The following is a 15,866-nucleotide window of genomic DNA, read 5'->3' as shown; positions in this document are numbered from 1 at the left end:
TTCTAATAAAACACCTAGACTATCATTCCCGCGAGGTTTGCAATCCTCGGCCACTTTTCCGCCGCCTCGCTTGCGACCGGACCCTTGATGTCAGTCCCCTTGATCTCGCCTTCTGGCGTCACGAGCACCGCGGCGTTGTCTTCAAACGCGACGCGGACCCCGTTTGGTCTGCGTATAGGGTACTTTTGCCTTACAATGACGGCGCCGAAAATCTGCTTGCGCAGTTCCGCCGGACCCTTCTTTACTGTAACTGTGACAAAGTCCCCAACTGCTGCCGCCGGCAGACGCGAGTGTCTTCCCTTGTACCTGGTGACCTGCGCGATGCGCAGCACCTTTGCGCCAGTGTTGTCGGCGCATACGAGCTCTGCCGTCACCGGCAGCGCCCTTGTGATGTACGGGCGGAATTCCTCTACGCCCTTGGCCGAAACTGCTCTTGACTTAGATCCTGCTGCCATCCTTTGTATTCACCTCAATCACTACGAACGAAACAGTCTTTGAAAGCGGTCTGCATTCTGCTATTTTGACCTCGTCGCCCTCTTTGACATCCATGCACGTCGGGAGGTACGCGTGGACCTTGGACCTGGACCTCTCATATCTCTTGTATTTCTGGACTGGCCTCGGGTACTCTTGCGTGACCACGACCATCTTTTTGGCCTTGGCACTTGCCACGATGCCTGTCACAAGTTTGCCCCTCACCGGGAGCGTGCCGTGAAACGGGCAGAGCTCATCCTCGCACGTCTTGCGGGGAGCAATGACTGAAACACCAATGTTTCTTACCATCTCTATCACTCTATTATAATCGCGATATACGATCCTCTGGCCTTGCTATCATCGAAGAACCACTTATAAAGCAAGCGCCATTTTGAGTTGCGATTTCGATTTTTTTCGCTGCTGCTTTTGGAATTATTTTTGTCGCGCTGCCGGATCTTATTGCAAGCGTGTTCCTCGTTTCAAAAACAACAGTGCCTGCAAGGCCGGCGAGTGCTGCATTCGTTGATTCGATTATTTTTGCGTCAAGGCCGATGAGCTCGTGCGCAAGGATGTTTGCCGCAGTTATCATCTTACGCCTTGGCCTTCCTTTCATTGAGCAGCGTAAGTATGCGCGCAATGTCGCGACGCATGTACCTAATCTCGCCCGAGTGCTTTTTCAGCGTGCCTTTAGTCTGCTCAGACCTGACCTTTGCAAGGTCCGCCTTCATTTCTGAAAGCTTTTGCGAAAGATCTGTATCGTTCATTTCGCGAAGCGTCTTTAGCTTAAGCCTGGCCATTTGTCTCCGCTCCTGTTGTTTGTGTTGCTGTTACCGTTTCTTCCTTGGCTTCTTCTTCTGCGGCTAGCGCCTGTGCTGGTTGTGCAGCCGCTTGCGCGCCACCCTCAACCATCTGGAACTCTTGCGGAAGCTCTGCCTTTGATGCGATGCGTAGCTGTATGCCCATCAGGCCCATTTTTGTCAGTACAGACGCGACGCCTGTCTCGACTATCTTGCCTGCAATGTCGCCGCTCTTTGGCACCACGCCCACCGTGTGCTTTTCAAAGTGGGCGCGCTCTGTGCGAAGCTTGCCTGAAATTGTAACTTCAACCCCAAGCGCTCCTTGGCTCATTATCGTGTTGAGCGCCCACATCGATGCACGTCTAAAAGCTGTGCCGCGCTCAATGAGCTGTGCAATCCTGTTGCACATGATGTTCGGGTTCAGCTCAGGGTTTGTTACTTCAAGCACCGAGATCTGCGGGTTTGGAAAACCGAACCTCTGCTCTATCTTGGCCATTAGGTCCTTGATGCCTGTCCCCTTGCGGCCGATTACTAGGCCGGGCCTTGTCACGAAAACGGTTATCCTTGCGCCGACTGGCGTCTTTTGGATCTCGACTCCGCCATAGCCGGCGTCCTTGAGTTCCCTTCTGAGGAACTCGTCAATTTCCATGTTGCGGTATGTGTTTTTCATTACGTTCTTTACTGCGCTCATTCTGAAGAGACCTCCTGCGCTACAAGCTCGACATGCACTAGCGTGTCGATCTTGGGGCTTGACCTGCCCATGGCCCTCGGAGTAAAGCGCTCCAGCTTGGTCCCCTTGTGGACCACTGCGCTCACTATGCGGAGGCGGTCAAGGTCCATGCCCTTGTACTCTGCGTTTGATTCAAGGTTGTCGAGAAGCCTGAGGAACTCGTTTGCGGCCTTTTGTGGGTATCTGCCTGCGGAGAAGCCGTCGCGGATATTGGTCCTGTGCGCGACTTCGTTGTGGTACCTGCGGTATGGGACTGCAATTTTCTTGGCCACGACGTTTTCGAGGAACTCGCGGGCCTTTTCAATGGACATGCCCTTGATGGCGACTGCAATTTCGCGAGAGTGCTTGTGTGAAATGCTCTTTTCGCGGACAGCGGCGCGCACGTGGCGGGCCTTGTCAAAGTTTTGGAAAGAATAAGAAAATTTTGGCATGTGCATCACTTCAGCGGGACGTAGAGGCTGGACCTCGAAGCGCCGACACCTGGTGCGCCGTGCTGGACTCTCTTGTTAGTTATCGCATACTCGCCAAGGTAGTGCCCGACCATTTCCATCCTGATTGCGACTGCTGCAAATTCTTTGCCGTTATGGACGTTTATTGTGAGGCCGATCATGTCCGGCAGGATTATCATGTCACGGACGTGCGTCCTGATTGTGCCTTTCAGCTTGCCGTCGCGTGCCAGCTTTATCTTTTCGCGCAGCTTTCTCTTTTCGTCGTTCATGTACGTGCCGATGCGCTTGTCAAGCGACCTGCGCTGCCGTGAGTTGAGAAGCGGCAAAAGGTTCTCTATAGACAGTGACTGTAACTGTTCGGGCGTATAGCCCTTGAACTTGAATTCGCGTACCAACTATATCACTCTCTCCTCGGCTGCTTTTCCATTTTTAAACCTAGCGAGCGTCATTCTATACCAGCCCCAGCTTTGTCGCAAGGTTCCTTGCGCCTTCCGGTTCCTTGAACTTGACAAATGCCTTTTTGCCCTGAATAGTATGCGCCGTGTTGACGTCTGCCACCTCTATCTCATAGAGTATGCGCATCGCCTCGATTATCTGGTGCTTTGACGCGTGGTCTGCGACCATGAAGGAGAGCTTGTTTTCCTTCTCTATCTGGTTGAATGTCTTTTCTGTAACGTATGGCGCCAGTATTATGACCGTCGCATCTTCTGCAGTCATAGCCGTGCTTGCCGGCGCTGCCACTTCTGCCGCAGCCGGTTTTTTGTTGTTGTTTTCTGCCTTGCTCATTGTTACCTAATCATCTCCATTACCTTGTGCATCGGAGCCTTGACTTCCTTCAATTGCTCGATTGCGTTCTGCGAAAATACTGTCAGCCTGATTGGCTTTGAGCCCGGCGCCAGGTCAAGGACGCTGATTTCCCTTGCGGTCTTGACTTCTACGCCCGGTATCGACTTTATTGCAAGTGCCTTGGCATCGTTTCCGACTACCACGAGCGCGCTTGTGCCGACCCTTGCGGACCTGCCCCTGCGTCTTGCGGTGCCAGAGCGGACCTTGTGGGTCGAGCCTGCGCGTACTAGGTCGTCTTCTAGGCCGAGCGCTGAAAGTGTCTTTATCAGATCTTTTGCCTTTGCGACGGATTCAATGTCGTTTGAAACTACTAGTGGCAGTTTGACATCTTTTGCGAGCTTGTGGCCACGGCCCTCTACCAGGTCGCGCCTTGCAGTCGCCGCTATTGCAGAGCAGAGGCCGAGCTGTTTTTCCTTGTGGTTGATTTTCTTGTATATGTGCTTCCACGACTCTGGCGGGTGCGCAACTCTGCCGTGCCTTACGCCTGCCACGCCTGCCGCCTGCCCTGCCCTTGGGAACCCTTCACCGCGGGCCCTTGCAAGACGTGCGATGCCCAGACCGGTGTTTCGGGATTCTGCAGAGACGTTCTCGCCTGCGCCGGGGTAGCGACCCTGCCTCTGATAAGTATGCGAAGTGAGGTTGACGTACACCTTGTGGATTACCTCCGGCCGGTACGGCGTGTCAAAGACGATTGGAAGCTCGACACTTCCTGCGTCCTTGCCGTCGATGCCTGTTATTGTTGCCTTTGTCATTACTGGACAACTACCTCCAGAACCTTTGGCTCCTGGACCTTCTTTGGAAGGTTGCGTATTGGGTGCCTCATCTTTATCAGGCGCTTTGGAACGCCCGGAACCGAGCCCCTTACGACGATATAGTCGCCCTTGACGAGTCCAAAGTGCTTGAATCCGCCCTTGGGGTTGATAGAACTCTGCTGTCCATCCTTTTCAGTGTTTGACATTATCAATATGCGCTTGTTGTACTCGGTCCTCTGGTGGAAGCCCCGCTGGCCTTGCCTTGCGACAGTGTACATGACTACTGCAGGGGATATTGGGCCGAGCGTTCCGACTGCGCGCACGCTCTTTCTCGACTTGTGCTGCTTGCGCTTGACGCCAAACCTCGTGATGGGGCCCTCGACACCCTTGCCACGTGTGATGCCAAAGACGTCAACGTTCTGGCCGGCCTGGAAGATGTCGCTTGCCTTCATCTCTTTGCCAAGGATGCCCTTGACGTATTCAAACTGCGCCTTTGCGTCCTTGCCGGAAACTGCCAGCTCGAAAACAAACGGCTTTTTCTGGGAGATGCCGACCGCGCTTGGGGAAACTGCAACGATTGCCATGATAGAGCTTGCCTGCGCGACTTTGGCCTCTGCCTTTGCCATCGCGTCGTCGGCCTGCTTGATGTCGACTCGACGCGACATTTCCTTTGGCAGGTCCTTTGCATATACATCAAAGATCGCATGTTGTCCATACAAATCTGTCTTGTACGCGCGAGCGCCGATTACCTTCATCGGCGGAGTCACGATGACCGTCGCAGCGTTCAGCAACTGCTTGCCAAAGTTCGGAGTCTTTTCCCTGTCGTCAATGGTTAGAACGTGTATACCGCCAGCCTTGAAACCTGCAAACCCCAACAGGGAGCTCTTTTCTCCCGCCATTTCTGGCCAAGTCCGGACCCTCGCTTCGAGGCTCCTTGCCCTGGCCCTTGGGCGGAAGGCTATACTACCCCTTCTTGGGGCGCTATACTTACGATGACCCATAGGTAACGCAACAGTCTTGCGCTTCCTTTTATAAATTATTCAGTGGAAAAAGCTAGTTCTTGGACAAAATAGAGCTGTTGAGGATCGCAAGCGTGCCGAGGATAGCTTCCTCAAGGCGCACCGTCTCGGTGGCCTGCGCCGGAAACATGTTCACGACAAACTCGGACCGCACGTTTGCGCCCTCTTTTGCGAGGATTTCGTGCACCCCGTGCCTTGGCGCGCCAAACACCACGAGAACGTTCTCGCTTGCCTTTATGCGCTCGCCAAGCTTGACCTCGACGTTCTTGAAGTAGCTGCCTTTTCTCGACGTGACGACTGCGACAGTCTTTTCCACGCTGCTCAACAGCTTTACCACGGACGGCACCTCCTTGACCTCATAACCCCAGTACTCCGAGATGTCATTGTCTGCAGCCTCTGTTGCGCGCAGGTTCGGGTACGGCTGTGTGAACCTGACGTTTACCTTCTTGCCCTCAAAGCCCTGCCCCTCAAACGGAACTAGCGAGCCAAGGCCGGCCTCCACAAACAGCGCGCCTTTCACTTTAACAATCACGCCGGCGCGCACGTCGCCGGCCCTGACTGTCTTGATGTCCTGCGCGGGCTTGTGGTGCGGCGCCTTTATCGGGTGCAGTATCCCTGCAAATTCCAGTTGCGTCATCCTAGGGTACAATATCTTGCGCAAATACTGTGGCGTGTCGAGGTAGCGCAGCACGGTGCGCAAAAGTATTGGATCTTCCTTCTCAAACTGCGAAAGCGGGTCGTGGTAGATGTATATGCGCTTTACTCGAAAGATGGAGCAGGCGCGCGCAAACTGGGCTATCTTGACGCTCTTGTCGCGCTTGGTCTGCTCGTCTGAAAGAGAAGAGTCGGGTATCGCCACCCAGAGGTTCTGCATGTTTTGTCTTTATTCCTTTAAGAGCTCTTCGACTATTATTTCCAGCTGACCTGTAGCGCCAAAGAGGTTGTGGCGCAGGTTGCCTTTTTTGTCGATTACAAGTGAGGTAGGTGTGCCGCGCATGGCGTATTCCTCAAACGTCTTGGCCGAGTATTCCTTGCCCTGCAAATACATTTTCACGCGCTCTATCATAATCTGCCTGTCTTTCTCGCTGTACGAGCGATAGTCCGGCACGTTTGCCTCTATCACATCCATTATCTTGCTTTCAGTTATCTGCCCGTTTTCCTTTTTCAGCATGTCCATGCCGACTGGGAACGGTATCTTGTACGGCAGCTTGCCGCCTTTCAGCTGGCCGTACATCGACAGCGCCTTTTGCGTCTCGCCGACAACCTCGCCGGTGGTCAGCAGTTTCTGGAGGTTTTCGAGCGTGTTCTTGTCATAGTCTTCAAACGCAGTGGCCATGCCGAGCACCGTCAGCCCGCTTTCGCCGTACTTGTTGTAAAGTTCTATCGCCTCGGGGATGCCGTACATGAAGCAGCCGGGGCAGTTTACTTGGAATACCTCGACAACCACGACGTTGCCCTTTTCCTGGTCAATGTTTGTGGGCTTGCCCTGCACCCATGTGGAAACGTTCAGGTTGGGAGCCTTTGTGCCTACTTTTGCTGCCATATATGCGGTAAACTGACTCTTGTCGCTAAATTAACTTTGTGCGTGTAGCATCGATTCTGTGCGACAAAAACAAACTCGTAAAAGCCTTGAAAAATGGAAGGTGTGGCAGTGAGACCGCAGCCAGTTATATCCTTGACTTAGGCCGGGTGCTTGCCTGCCCTTTCCTTGGCAGAAGCCGCGTACTTTTCCAGTTCTTCGTCTTCAACCTTGCGCATGGCCTTTGTTTTGTTGTCGATGATGGCCATCTTTAGGTGCTTGATGCTGGACTTGTCCTCGCTGACAAGGTAGATGGATTCTATCGCAAGTGAAGCCGCCTCTGCAAGAGAGATGTCTTGCTTGTACGACTTTTCGAGGAAGTCTGTCACTTGGTCGCTGCCTGCGCCTATCGCCATTGCGTCATAGCCGATGTAGGTGCCCGACGGGTCAGTGAGGAACAGGTTTGCGCCGTTCTTGTCGACTCCTGCAAGCAAGAGCGCGACGCCAAACGGCCTCACGCCTGCATACTGCGTGAACTGCTGGGCCATGTCGGCGATGTTCTTGGCGACGCCCTCGACGTCAACCGGCTCGTCATAGATGAGCCTGTTGCTCTGCGCAAAGAACCTTGCGTGGTCCACTTGAGTCCTTGCATCAGGGATATAGCCTGCCGCAGCGACGCCAATGTGGTCGTCGACTTGGAAGATCTTTTGCGTGACGTTGTTAATCTGTAGCTTTCTCGTCTTTTCCTCCACTGCGAGGACGACGCCGTCCTTTGCCTTGATTCCAATGGCAAGAGTTCCGCGCCTTACGGTTTCAATGGCGTATTCTACCTGGTAAAGCCTTCCGTCTGGCGAAAATACAGTAATTGCTCGGTCATAGCCTGCTGCTGCGGGTAACAATTCGAGCTAATTTGCCTCCACCGTTCAATTTAAGTCTACCTCGTTTTCTCTTGCCGCCAACCGAATTGTGAATTCTTTAGCGCCTTGATATGCGGAAAATTGAATTATAGATCACCGGAAAAACATACGTGGGAACAAACAAGATTGGTGGGGCCTTTTTCAGGCGTTGAGGCAGCCTGGTTTTGAAACAACGTTGAAGGCGACCTGCGCCACGTCCTTGTGAAGGTATTGATGTGCACCTGCGGCCCCAGCGAACATTGAAAAGGCAAGCGCAATGGCGGAAACGGCGGCAGTTGCAATGGCAAAGGCCGCCAAGGTCGGGTGATCGTACACAAAGCCTTCCAGTCTCTGCTTGAAAGACATATCTCACTGCACAAAAGTGCATCCGGATAAATAAGAATTGCTCACGTCGTTTCCGGCATTCACAGGATTGACTTTAATAACGCACGGATAAACAGAGAAACATCGTGTTGCAGGACGAGATCGCATTCTTTGGGCACCCAAACGTCCAGTCGCTGCACGCAAGGACCGTCGAGATAACAAAAGAGGAGCACCTGACTCTGAGAGGCGACTGCATAATCGGCGTCCGGGCGGAAAAGGCGTGCGCCGACATTGACGAAAAGATAAAGCACAATCTGGCAAAGAGTGGCTCGCACGTACAAATAGAGATAATCGTGGGAAACAATGTCTATGAGATAAGCGGCGCCGGCGACGAGCGCCTGACGCTGACTAACATGCACGACATCGTTATCCGCAAGACAAACTTTGTCTGCCCCCGGACCCTCTCCGTCAGGTGCGACAGGGCGTCGTCTGACATACCGCGGGACATGATAAAGGCGCTGCAGGACCCAAGCACAAAGGGCATTTTCCGTATAACGGTCGAATAGTTACTTTTTCTGTCCTGCCTGTTCCTTGGACTCTGGCCTTTCCATCGCTTTTGCAAGAGCCGCATTGATGATTTCAAGGGCAAGGAAATCCCTGCACTTGCCGTCCTTGTCAAGCGCCAAAAAGCGCTTGTCATCGTGCACACTCTTTAGCACCTTTGCAAGCTTGTTGCTGGTATCGTCAATCAGCCGCAAAGCCCTGATGTCAAGGTCCGCCGGCGCCTGACAGTCAAACACTTTGAGCGTGGCAGAATAGTACTTCATCACGGCGCCCCTGACTTCGACTATCCTTGCCGGCTCTATCAGGCCCGCCTCCTTGAGCGTGTCGAGGTGGTGTCTGACCGTGGTCGTGGCTTTTTTGATGCCTGCGCTCCCAAGCGCCTTTGCGATTTCCTCCGCGTTCATGGGCTTGTGGCTCAAAAGCTCTAGTATCTTTATCCTTGCAGGGTCGCTAAGACCCTGCGCGGCAACGTGGTTTAGGGTGGTCACGCGCCTTACTTTTACGTCTTTTTGGAACAGCGCATCTGCCATGTATGCATACAAGATGCTGTCGTGCATAGTAAGCGCGCTTGTCTGATTGTTTTGCCCTGTTGGTTAATTACAATCATGTTTACGGTTACAATATTATACATATGATGCAGTTATCGTTTTAACTGTATCTATTCTATTTTAATTGAATAATATCACCAACATAGTAATGCTATGATAAACTATGTAGGCAGGCGCGCGAAAACCGACCCGCCAAACAACCGGCCGCCTGCAAGCACGCGGCATGCACAAAAAGACACAGAAACAAGTCGCGGATTGAGCGATTAAAGCGTCTTGCCACTTATGCGCTCGTACGCAAGTATGTAGCGCCTTGAAAGCTCTTCTGCGATTTCAGGTGTAACCACGGGCGGATCGGGCTTTTCACCTTCCTTGGCGAGCCTGTCAATTTCTGCCTTGAACCCTGTTTTGATGAGCCAGTCACGCAAAAGCTGCTTGTCGTACGCCTCCTGAATCCTGCCCGGCTGATAATCAACCTTGAGCCATAGGCGGTATTCGTCCGGCCCAAGCGAGTCGCCAAGGATTATTCTGCCGGTTTCGTCGCGGCCAAACTCAAACTTGACATCCGCGATAATGAAGCCTGCCTTTTCGACGATTGCACTCATCTTTTCATAGAGTAAAATCGATGTCTTTTCGAGGTATTCATAATCATTCTTAGAGACCAAGCCCATAGAGATTGCCTGCTCTTTGCTGACTGGCATGTCGTGCTCCTCGGATTTGGTCGTCGGGTCAAATATCGGCCTTGGTAGTTTACCTGCCATAACCGGTTTGAAATCCGCCGGCAGGCCCTTGCCGAGATGGTCCTTGTAGCGGTCTGCAAAACTGCCATAGAAATACCCGCGCACCACGCACTCCACAGGTATCATTCTCAGCTTTTTCACAACCATCTTGTCTTTTTCTTGCACGCGCAGCATGTGGTGTGGCGTGCCAAGGGCGTTGAACCAGAACTCGCCAAACCTGCACAGCACCTCTCCCTTTCTCGGTATTGGAGTCGCCATCTTGACGTCAAACGCCGATACCCTGTCGGAGAAATGGAAGAGGATGCTGTTGCCATCGTCAAGCTCGTAAATGTCCTTGACCTTGCCCTTGCGGATGAGCCTCAACGCCGGACAGTTGAGTGCTATGGCATATCTGCTTATCTGTTGATATGTTGTTGAAAGGCTTTTAACGGCGCCTGTACGAACCAACGTCGGCTTGTACAAGAGTGGCGCGCTTTCGATGGAGCGGCCGACCTGCGTCGGTATAATTGGCGGCGGGCAGCTCGGCAAGATGATAGCACACGAGGCAAGGCGCATGTCGTTCAAGGTTATAGTCCTTGATCCGACAGAAGGCTGCCCTGCTTCAAAGATAGCCGACGAGCAGATTGTTGCCGATTTCAAGGACGAGTCTGCGATTATGAGGCTGGCAGAAAAATCCGATGTCCTTACATACGAGATCGAGCTGACAAACTCTAGCGCGTTAAAGCAATTAGAGGAAAAGAACTATCCCGTGAGGCCGGCTCCTGAAACCCTGCGCATAATCCAGAACAAGCACCGCCAAAAGTCGTTTCTAAAAGAGCACGGAATAGCAGTCCCTGACTTTGAGCTTGTGAAATCAGAAGAACATTTACGTGAATTATGCGGCAAATTCGGACTTCCTGCTGTCTTGAAGGCGACCGAGGACTCGTACGATGGCCGTGGCAACTTTGTGATAAAATCCAAGGGTGACGTGCGGCAAGCCTACGAGTATTTCAAGGGCAGAGAAGTCATGCTAGAAAAGTTTGTCCCCTTTGCAAAGGAGGTATCGATAATGGTAGCGAGAAACCCCTCTGGACAGATAGAGTCGTTTCCTGTGGTTGAAAACATGCACAAAAACAGCATCCTTGACACCACGATTGCGCCGGCACAGATTAGCCGCAAGGTCGAGCATAAGGCGATAATGCTTGCCAAAAGGACGATGCAGGTGCTGCACGGCGCAGGCATCTTTGGCATCGAGATGTTTGTGACGAAAAAAGGCGACGTGCTGATAAACGAGATTGCGCCCCGCGTCCATAACTCGGGCCACTACACCAACGAGGCGTGCTCTGTTTCGCAGTTTGAGCAGCATCTGAGGGCGGTGCTCGACCTGCCCCTTGCAAAACCTGAACTGCTGTCGCCGGCAGCCATGATAAACATTCTGGGCCCCGAGGGCTTTGACGGCGTATATTCAGTTACGGGTCTTGACAAGATGATGAAGGTGCCCGGGGCGGAACTGTACATCTATGGCAAAAAGGTATCCAAGCCGCGCAGAAAACTGGGACATGTCACGGCGACCGGCAGGACCGTGAAGGAGGCCTTAGCAAGGGCTAAAAAGGCGCGCAATGCTATCACGCTCGTGCAGGCCACCACAGGAGAGGCAGAAAGACAGTGAAGCCGCTTGTAGGAATCATCATGGGAAGCGACTCTGACCTGCCAATTATGAAGGAGGCGGCTGAATTTCTCGACTCGTTTGGTGTCTCAAACGAAGTGACCATAGTGTCCGCGCACCGCACCACAAAGCGCATGTACGACTATGCCAAGAGCGCCAAGAAGAGAGGGATTGAAGTGATAATCGCAGGCGCAGGAGGCGCCGCGCACCTACCCGGCATGACTGCGTCGCTCACTCCCCTACCCGTGATAGGCGTCCCGATCAAGACAAAGAGCCTCGACGGCATCGACTCGCTGCTTTCAATAGCCCAGATGCCGCCTGGCGTCCCAGTCGCCACAGTGGCGATAAACGGCGCAAAAAACGCCGGCATACTTGCGTGCCAGATCCTCGCAACCAAGCACCCTGCCATTGCAAAAAAGGTAGAGGAATTCAAGCGCGAAATGGAAGGCTCGGTGCTCGAAAAGGCGCAATCCCTTGAAGAAATGGGCTTTACGAAATACTTGACAAAAGATCGTCGATTGCAGCAGTAGAATTTATTTGGCCGCTCCCGATACCTCTTGGCGTGGAGCACGAATATTCCCACGAATCGCATGAAGAAGAGGAGCACGGACACGGCGACGGCGAACCCGTAATAATCAGAAGGATGGCGCCAAACGAGATGCTGGCAAACGACCTGAACGAGCACGGCATTATCGCAGAGCACGTTGCGCAGGGCACGCACCCCATCGAAAGCGGACCGTGCTATAGCCACATGTTTGGCATGAATTCCAAGCTCACAACCAACAGGGGCGTCATCCGAGTCAGGGGCAAGAACTTTGACCTTGTCCAGGTGCTCCAGAAACACTAGGTGATATATTGATGAAACAGGATGCCACGCCACTACCATACGGGGCGCTTGACTATTACCAGGTGCACTACATCGTTGAAACAGGTGATGAAACAAACACGCAAAAGTTCCTTGCAAAATGCGAGCCGATTACAAAGGGCCACTTTTCAGAGAAACGGGTCGTTGCGGTCAAGTGGACCGGGGCAAGCGCGTTTGCAGACAAACTGCAGAATGATGAGCATCTTACGGAGCTTTTGAAACAAGTGCTCCTGCACGAACGCGAGGTCCGAGTTGACCCTCTTGACGGGCACGTCAGGATCTACGGCCGGTGGAACTACGAGGAGAACCTGAAGGCAAATCCAACAATGGTCGAGATAGCAGACATTATCGCTGGTCACATCAAGGCTGCCCTCTAATTTTCTAACCTCTTTAGTTTTTTTGTTGCAGTTTTGTTTACTTCTGTCTACCGCTTTGAACATTGTCGGATTTTACTTGGATTCAAGCTCAAACAGTAATCTCCGTACCGACCGGAAATACCTTTAATAATCGTGTACAGGTTTCCTGCACTCTGAAGAATATTGAGTGGTTTAAAATTTGACGGTAAAACCGTAGTTGTTACTGGGAGCGGCACCGGCATCGGCCAGGCCATTGCCAAGAGGTTTGCCGAGACAGGCGCCAACATCGTCATCATGGGCAGGCGCAAGGAGCCTCTCGACCAGACCGCCGAGATACTAAACGACATCATAAAAAAGGTCGGCTCCAAAGGCAGGGTCGCCACCTTTCCCGGGGTTGACGTCTCTGACGAAGACGGCATCAACACGTTGTTTGAAGGAGTCAAGAGCCAGTTTGGCAAGGTGGATATTATCGTCAACAACGCCGGCGTATCTGGGCCGGTCAAGACATTCACGAATGCAAGCGTCAAAGAGTTCCGCGAGTGCGTGGCAATACACTTGACCGGCACCTTCTGGACCTCTGCCGCAGGATTGAAGGCGATGGAAAAGGGAGGCAAGATAATCACCATATCCACGTTCTTTGCAGAGGAAAACAGGTACGAGCAGCGCCCGTACCGCTTCAGGACGCCGTACACCGCTTCCCAGGGCGCAAAAAACAGGCTTGCCGAGTGCCTCGCATGGGAGCTTGCGGAAAGGGGCATACGTTCTATTGCTACGAACCCGGGGCCCGTGCATTCTGACAGGATATACAAGACCGTGTATCCAAAGGCGGCCGCAGAGTTTCTGCGCGTCGGAGGCTATCCCGGCCTTTCGTCAACAGAGGTCGAGGTAGTCACCGCAAAGGCGCTCCCGTACCTTGGCGACGCTGACGACGTTGTGAAAAAGGCGTGCCATGATGCGGCTAGCGAAATCGCGGCAAAGCGCGGCCAGACCGACGAAGCAACCGTTTCAAAACTTGCCGAGACTGTGGCCGGCGCGCTGGCCAAGATGCAGGAAATCGCTGAGAAAATCCAGGGCAACACCAGCAAGATGATAGTGGACAGCGAGTTCCTAGCGCAAGACGAGGTCGCCGAGATGGTGCTCAATCTCTCTGACGAAAAGATAAGCAAACTGATAAACGGCAGAGTGATACCAAACGACCGCGTCTTTTACCCCGTCAAGCCGATTGTGGGCACAGGAGTCGACATACTGCCCGGCTCTGAACTAAAGGGCAAGGTAATAGTGCTGACTACGACATCATCTGCCGCCAAGGACATTGACAGGGTGAAAAAGGTCGCAGGCATCGCTCAGGTCGCAGGGGCCAAGCAGGTGATCGTCCTGTACCGCAACAAGGCTGATGAAGCGCACTTTAAGGAATTCCACAGCCACGCAATCGATTTCCTTGACGAGACCGCGGTGAGGCGCATATTCAACACCGCCAAGACGCACTTTGGGCCGGTTGACGCGGTGATACACTTCACCGGCGACTATGACTACAACTCTGCGTTCAGCACGATGCCAAGGAGCCAGTGGGAGGCGCTCATCGACAACTTTCTCTACGTGTCCGGTTTGATAGTAAAAGAGTCGGTAATCGCAATGGCCCCAGAAGGAGCGCTCACAGAACCGGTCAAGTTCAAGGGAACAAAGGGCACGATAACTCTAGTCGGCCCGGACGCGCCCGTCGGCAAGAAAATATCCGGCACCGTTCGCGCACGCTCTGACGTGTTCCGCGGAGCGCTGCGGCCATACACGGCGACTGCGAACCAAGAGCTTGGCGACGTGCTTGGCTCAAACATCAAATTGCACCTTGTGCTTGCGGGAAACAGCGAAGGGGCAGGGCCAAACGCGGACAGGCTGCACGCGTCGATACTGAGCCTTGCGGCAGGCGCGGCGTTAAAGCGCAACGAGGCCATATTCTACGTCGACGAGGCAAGGAGCTAGCTAACTCCTCTTCATTTTTTTGATTATAGTTTTACTCCGAATCCTTCTAGGATGAACGTCACGGCTACTATCATGAGCACTATGCCGAGCATCTTTCGAAGCAGAGATTCCTTGGTGTTTTTCGACCACCTGGCCCCAAGCTGCGCGCCTACAAACGCGCCGGCAGAGAGCGCTATTGCGTAAAGGTAGTTTGGGTTGCCCACTAAGGCGTGCGTAAAAATCCCTGCAAACGACGTTATCATGAGCGCCAGCTGCGATGTCGCCGCGGCATTGTGCATCGTCATGCGATAAATTAGGAGCATCACCGGCACGAATATCGTGCCTCCGCCGACGCCAAAGAGGCTCGATATTATGCCTGCCCCAAACGTTATCGCAAACACCGCCGCGTGCTGAACGATGGACATCTTGCGCTGTCCTTTTTCCTTCAGTATGGAGCTTTTGAACATGACGTACGCGCCCACTGCCATCAGCATTATACCAAAGCCCAGCTTGAACTGCGCATCCGATATGCCTGTCGAGATGAACACCCCAAGCACTGCACCCGGCACAGCCGCAATCGCAAGCTGGACTGCGCGCCTGTAGTCAATCCTCTTTTGGCGCGAGTACGCCACGGTCGATGATACGCTTGTCGACGTGACTGCAAACAGGCTCGTGGCCGCCGCAGGAGCGTGTGCAAGCCCCATGAACGTGAGCGCCGGAACCATGAGTATGCCCCCGCCTACCCCGAGCATAGAGCCCAGGGTGCCGGCCCCAAGGCCGACTGCCACAAGCACTATGACGGTGGTGATAATGTCAAACAAAGGCTAGAACCTGATTGTAGACCCCGATTCCTTAAAACTCTAACTCTTCTAGGCGACGTCCTTCCACGCGTTGAGGACGGTTATCACCTGCGTGCCGGCGACGCCCGGGACTGCCTTTATCCTGCTTGCGACAATATCCGCAAGGTCGCTTGGGCTCTTTGCCCTAACCTTTAGAAGCAGGTCGCCGTACGTGTGCGTCTCGTGCACCTCTGCCACTGCGTCAAGCGCGGCGAGCCTCTTTGCAACCTCTGTGACCCTTCCCGGAGCCGCGTTGAGAAGTACGAACGCAATCGCGCCCTGGCCAAGGACCATCGGATCTACCGAGACTGTAAACCTGCGTATTATGCCGAGCCGGCGCAGTCTGTTCACCCTGTTCCTCACGGTTCCTTCCGTGACCTTTAGCATTCCTGCAATCTTGACCGCCGGAGTAGAACTGTCCTTTTGCAGGATGTCTATCAACCCAAGGTCAATCTCGTCAATAATGTCTGCAGGCCTCACAAAACAAGCGTTGTGTCTGCTTGCGCTTTATAGTTTTGTCGTCGTTGTCGTAAACATATTAACCCGACCACTT

Annotated in this window: 24 protein-coding genes; 6 read left to right on the top strand and 18 right to left on the bottom strand. The window is 53.4% G+C overall.

Features of this window, described 5'->3' with window-relative positions; all coding sequences use genetic code 11:
- Positions 1-14: 14 nt before the first annotated feature.
- The 14 genes from ACYOR7_RS05350 to ACYOR7_RS05285 all read right to left on the bottom strand — a co-directional run bounded on the left by ACYOR7_RS05350 (position 15) and on the right by ACYOR7_RS05285 (position 7,845).
- Positions 15-455, bottom strand: coding sequence for a 50S ribosomal protein L14 (locus tag ACYOR7_RS05350; protein ID WP_294805194.1), 441 nt, complete (start codon positions 453-455; stop codon positions 15-17).
- A complete protein-coding gene (locus ACYOR7_RS05345; RefSeq protein ID WP_294805192.1) occupies positions 439-780 on the bottom strand; it encodes a 30S ribosomal protein S17 in 342 nt (113 codons plus the stop codon). The genes ACYOR7_RS05350 and ACYOR7_RS05345 overlap by 17 nt, the downstream gene beginning before the upstream one ends.
- Positions 781-793: 13 nt before the next feature.
- Complete coding sequence (locus ACYOR7_RS05340) at positions 794-1,060, bottom strand: ribonuclease P protein component 1 (protein ID WP_294805190.1); 267 nt, start codon at positions 1,058-1,060, stop codon at positions 794-796.
- A gap of 1 nt (position 1,061) precedes the next feature.
- A complete protein-coding gene (rpmC, locus tag ACYOR7_RS05335; RefSeq protein ID WP_294805188.1) occupies positions 1,062-1,268 on the bottom strand; it encodes a 50S ribosomal protein L29 in 207 nt (68 codons plus the stop codon).
- Complete coding sequence (locus tag ACYOR7_RS05330; protein ID WP_479913330.1) at positions 1,255-1,959, bottom strand: 30S ribosomal protein S3; 705 nt, start codon at positions 1,957-1,959, stop codon at positions 1,255-1,257. The genes rpmC and ACYOR7_RS05330 overlap by 14 nt, the downstream gene beginning before the upstream one ends.
- Positions 1,956-2,429 (bottom strand): 50S ribosomal protein L22, encoded by a 474-nt coding sequence (locus ACYOR7_RS05325; RefSeq protein WP_294805185.1) that lies wholly within the window; start codon positions 2,427-2,429, stop codon positions 1,956-1,958. The genes ACYOR7_RS05330 and ACYOR7_RS05325 overlap by 4 nt, the downstream gene beginning before the upstream one ends.
- Positions 2,430-2,434: 5 nt before the next feature.
- Positions 2,435-2,842 (bottom strand): 30S ribosomal protein S19, encoded by a 408-nt coding sequence (locus ACYOR7_RS05320; RefSeq protein WP_479913329.1) that lies wholly within the window; start codon positions 2,840-2,842, stop codon positions 2,435-2,437.
- 55 nt (positions 2,843-2,897) lie between these two features.
- A complete protein-coding gene (locus ACYOR7_RS05315; protein ID WP_294805181.1) occupies positions 2,898-3,233 on the bottom strand; it encodes a 50S ribosomal protein L23 in 336 nt (111 codons plus the stop codon).
- Positions 3,234-3,235: 2 nt separating this feature from the next.
- Complete coding sequence (rplD, locus tag ACYOR7_RS05310) at positions 3,236-4,045, bottom strand: 50S ribosomal protein L4 (protein WP_479913328.1); 810 nt, start codon at positions 4,043-4,045, stop codon at positions 3,236-3,238.
- A complete protein-coding gene (locus tag ACYOR7_RS05305; protein WP_294805177.1) occupies positions 4,045-5,046 on the bottom strand; it encodes a 50S ribosomal protein L3 in 1,002 nt (333 codons plus the stop codon). Before ACYOR7_RS05305 ends, rplD begins: the two co-directional genes overlap by 1 nt.
- A 52-nt stretch (positions 5,047-5,098) precedes the next feature.
- Complete coding sequence (locus tag ACYOR7_RS05300; protein ID WP_479913327.1) at positions 5,099-5,938, bottom strand: putative RNA uridine N3 methyltransferase; 840 nt, start codon at positions 5,936-5,938, stop codon at positions 5,099-5,101.
- Positions 5,939-5,947: 9 nt separating this feature from the next.
- Positions 5,948-6,607 (bottom strand): thioredoxin domain-containing protein, encoded by a 660-nt coding sequence (locus ACYOR7_RS05295; RefSeq protein ID WP_294805174.1) that lies wholly within the window; start codon positions 6,605-6,607, stop codon positions 5,948-5,950.
- Positions 6,608-6,744: 137 nt separating this feature from the next.
- The gene (gene psmA / locus ACYOR7_RS05290) at positions 6,745-7,482 is read right to left on the bottom strand and encodes an archaeal proteasome endopeptidase complex subunit alpha (protein WP_294805173.1); all 738 of its coding nucleotides are present in this window, start codon (positions 7,480-7,482) and stop codon (positions 6,745-6,747) included.
- 159 nt (positions 7,483-7,641) lie between these two features.
- A complete protein-coding gene (locus ACYOR7_RS05285) occupies positions 7,642-7,845 on the bottom strand; it encodes a hypothetical protein (RefSeq protein ID WP_294805171.1) in 204 nt (67 codons plus the stop codon).
- A gap of 104 nt (positions 7,846-7,949) precedes the next feature.
- Between ACYOR7_RS05285 and ACYOR7_RS05280 the strand changes: the two genes are divergently transcribed.
- Entirely contained in the window at positions 7,950-8,369 is a 420-nt protein-coding gene (locus ACYOR7_RS05280; RefSeq protein WP_479913326.1) for a DUF371 domain-containing protein, read from the top strand.
- Here ACYOR7_RS05280 and ACYOR7_RS05275 read toward each other — a convergent pair whose 3' ends face one another.
- Complete coding sequence (locus tag ACYOR7_RS05275; RefSeq protein ID WP_294806726.1) at positions 8,370-8,897, bottom strand: ArsR/SmtB family transcription factor; 528 nt, start codon at positions 8,895-8,897, stop codon at positions 8,370-8,372.
- Between the two features lie 281 nt (positions 8,898-9,178).
- Entirely contained in the window at positions 9,179-10,015 is an 837-nt protein-coding gene (purC, locus tag ACYOR7_RS05270) for a phosphoribosylaminoimidazolesuccinocarboxamide synthase (RefSeq protein WP_294806725.1), read from the bottom strand.
- Positions 10,016-10,106: 91 nt separating this feature from the next.
- On the opposite strand from purC, the gene purK reads away from it, so the two are divergent.
- From purK to ACYOR7_RS05245, 5 genes are all read left to right on the top strand, one after another.
- Positions 10,107-11,300 (top strand): 5-(carboxyamino)imidazole ribonucleotide synthase, encoded by a 1,194-nt coding sequence (gene purK, locus ACYOR7_RS05265; protein WP_294806723.1) that lies wholly within the window; start codon positions 10,107-10,109, stop codon positions 11,298-11,300.
- A 20-nt stretch (positions 11,301-11,320) separates the two neighbouring features.
- Positions 11,321-11,827 (top strand): 5-(carboxyamino)imidazole ribonucleotide mutase, encoded by a 507-nt coding sequence (gene purE, locus ACYOR7_RS05260; protein ID WP_366137787.1) that lies wholly within the window; start codon positions 11,321-11,323, stop codon positions 11,825-11,827.
- A gap of 32 nt (positions 11,828-11,859) precedes the next feature.
- On the top strand, positions 11,860-12,144 hold the full coding sequence (locus ACYOR7_RS05255) for a hypothetical protein (protein WP_479913325.1): 285 nt from the start codon (positions 11,860-11,862) through the stop codon (positions 12,142-12,144).
- Between the two features lie 11 nt (positions 12,145-12,155).
- On the top strand, positions 12,156-12,539 hold the full coding sequence (locus ACYOR7_RS05250) for a hypothetical protein (protein WP_479913324.1): 384 nt from the start codon (positions 12,156-12,158) through the stop codon (positions 12,537-12,539).
- Between the two features lie 162 nt (positions 12,540-12,701).
- Entirely contained in the window at positions 12,702-14,495 is a 1,794-nt protein-coding gene (locus tag ACYOR7_RS05245) for an SDR family NAD(P)-dependent oxidoreductase (RefSeq protein WP_479913323.1), read from the top strand.
- A 23-nt stretch (positions 14,496-14,518) separates the two neighbouring features.
- Here the strand turns inward: ACYOR7_RS05245 and ACYOR7_RS05240 are convergent, their stop codons facing one another.
- Complete coding sequence (locus tag ACYOR7_RS05240) at positions 14,519-15,295, bottom strand: sulfite exporter TauE/SafE family protein (protein WP_479913322.1); 777 nt, start codon at positions 15,293-15,295, stop codon at positions 14,519-14,521.
- Positions 15,296-15,343: 48 nt separating this feature from the next.
- Positions 15,344-15,793: an Lrp/AsnC family transcriptional regulator gene (locus ACYOR7_RS05235; RefSeq protein WP_294806705.1), complete on the bottom strand. Its 450-nt coding sequence runs from the start codon at positions 15,791-15,793 to the stop codon at positions 15,344-15,346.
- Between the last annotated feature and the right edge of the window lie 73 nt (positions 15,794-15,866).

Source organism: Candidatus Nitrososphaera sp. 86-2 (assembly GCF_056726185.1).
The sequence above is the reverse complement of the archived record's forward strand: the minus strand, read 5'-3'. Positions and strand labels throughout refer to the sequence as shown.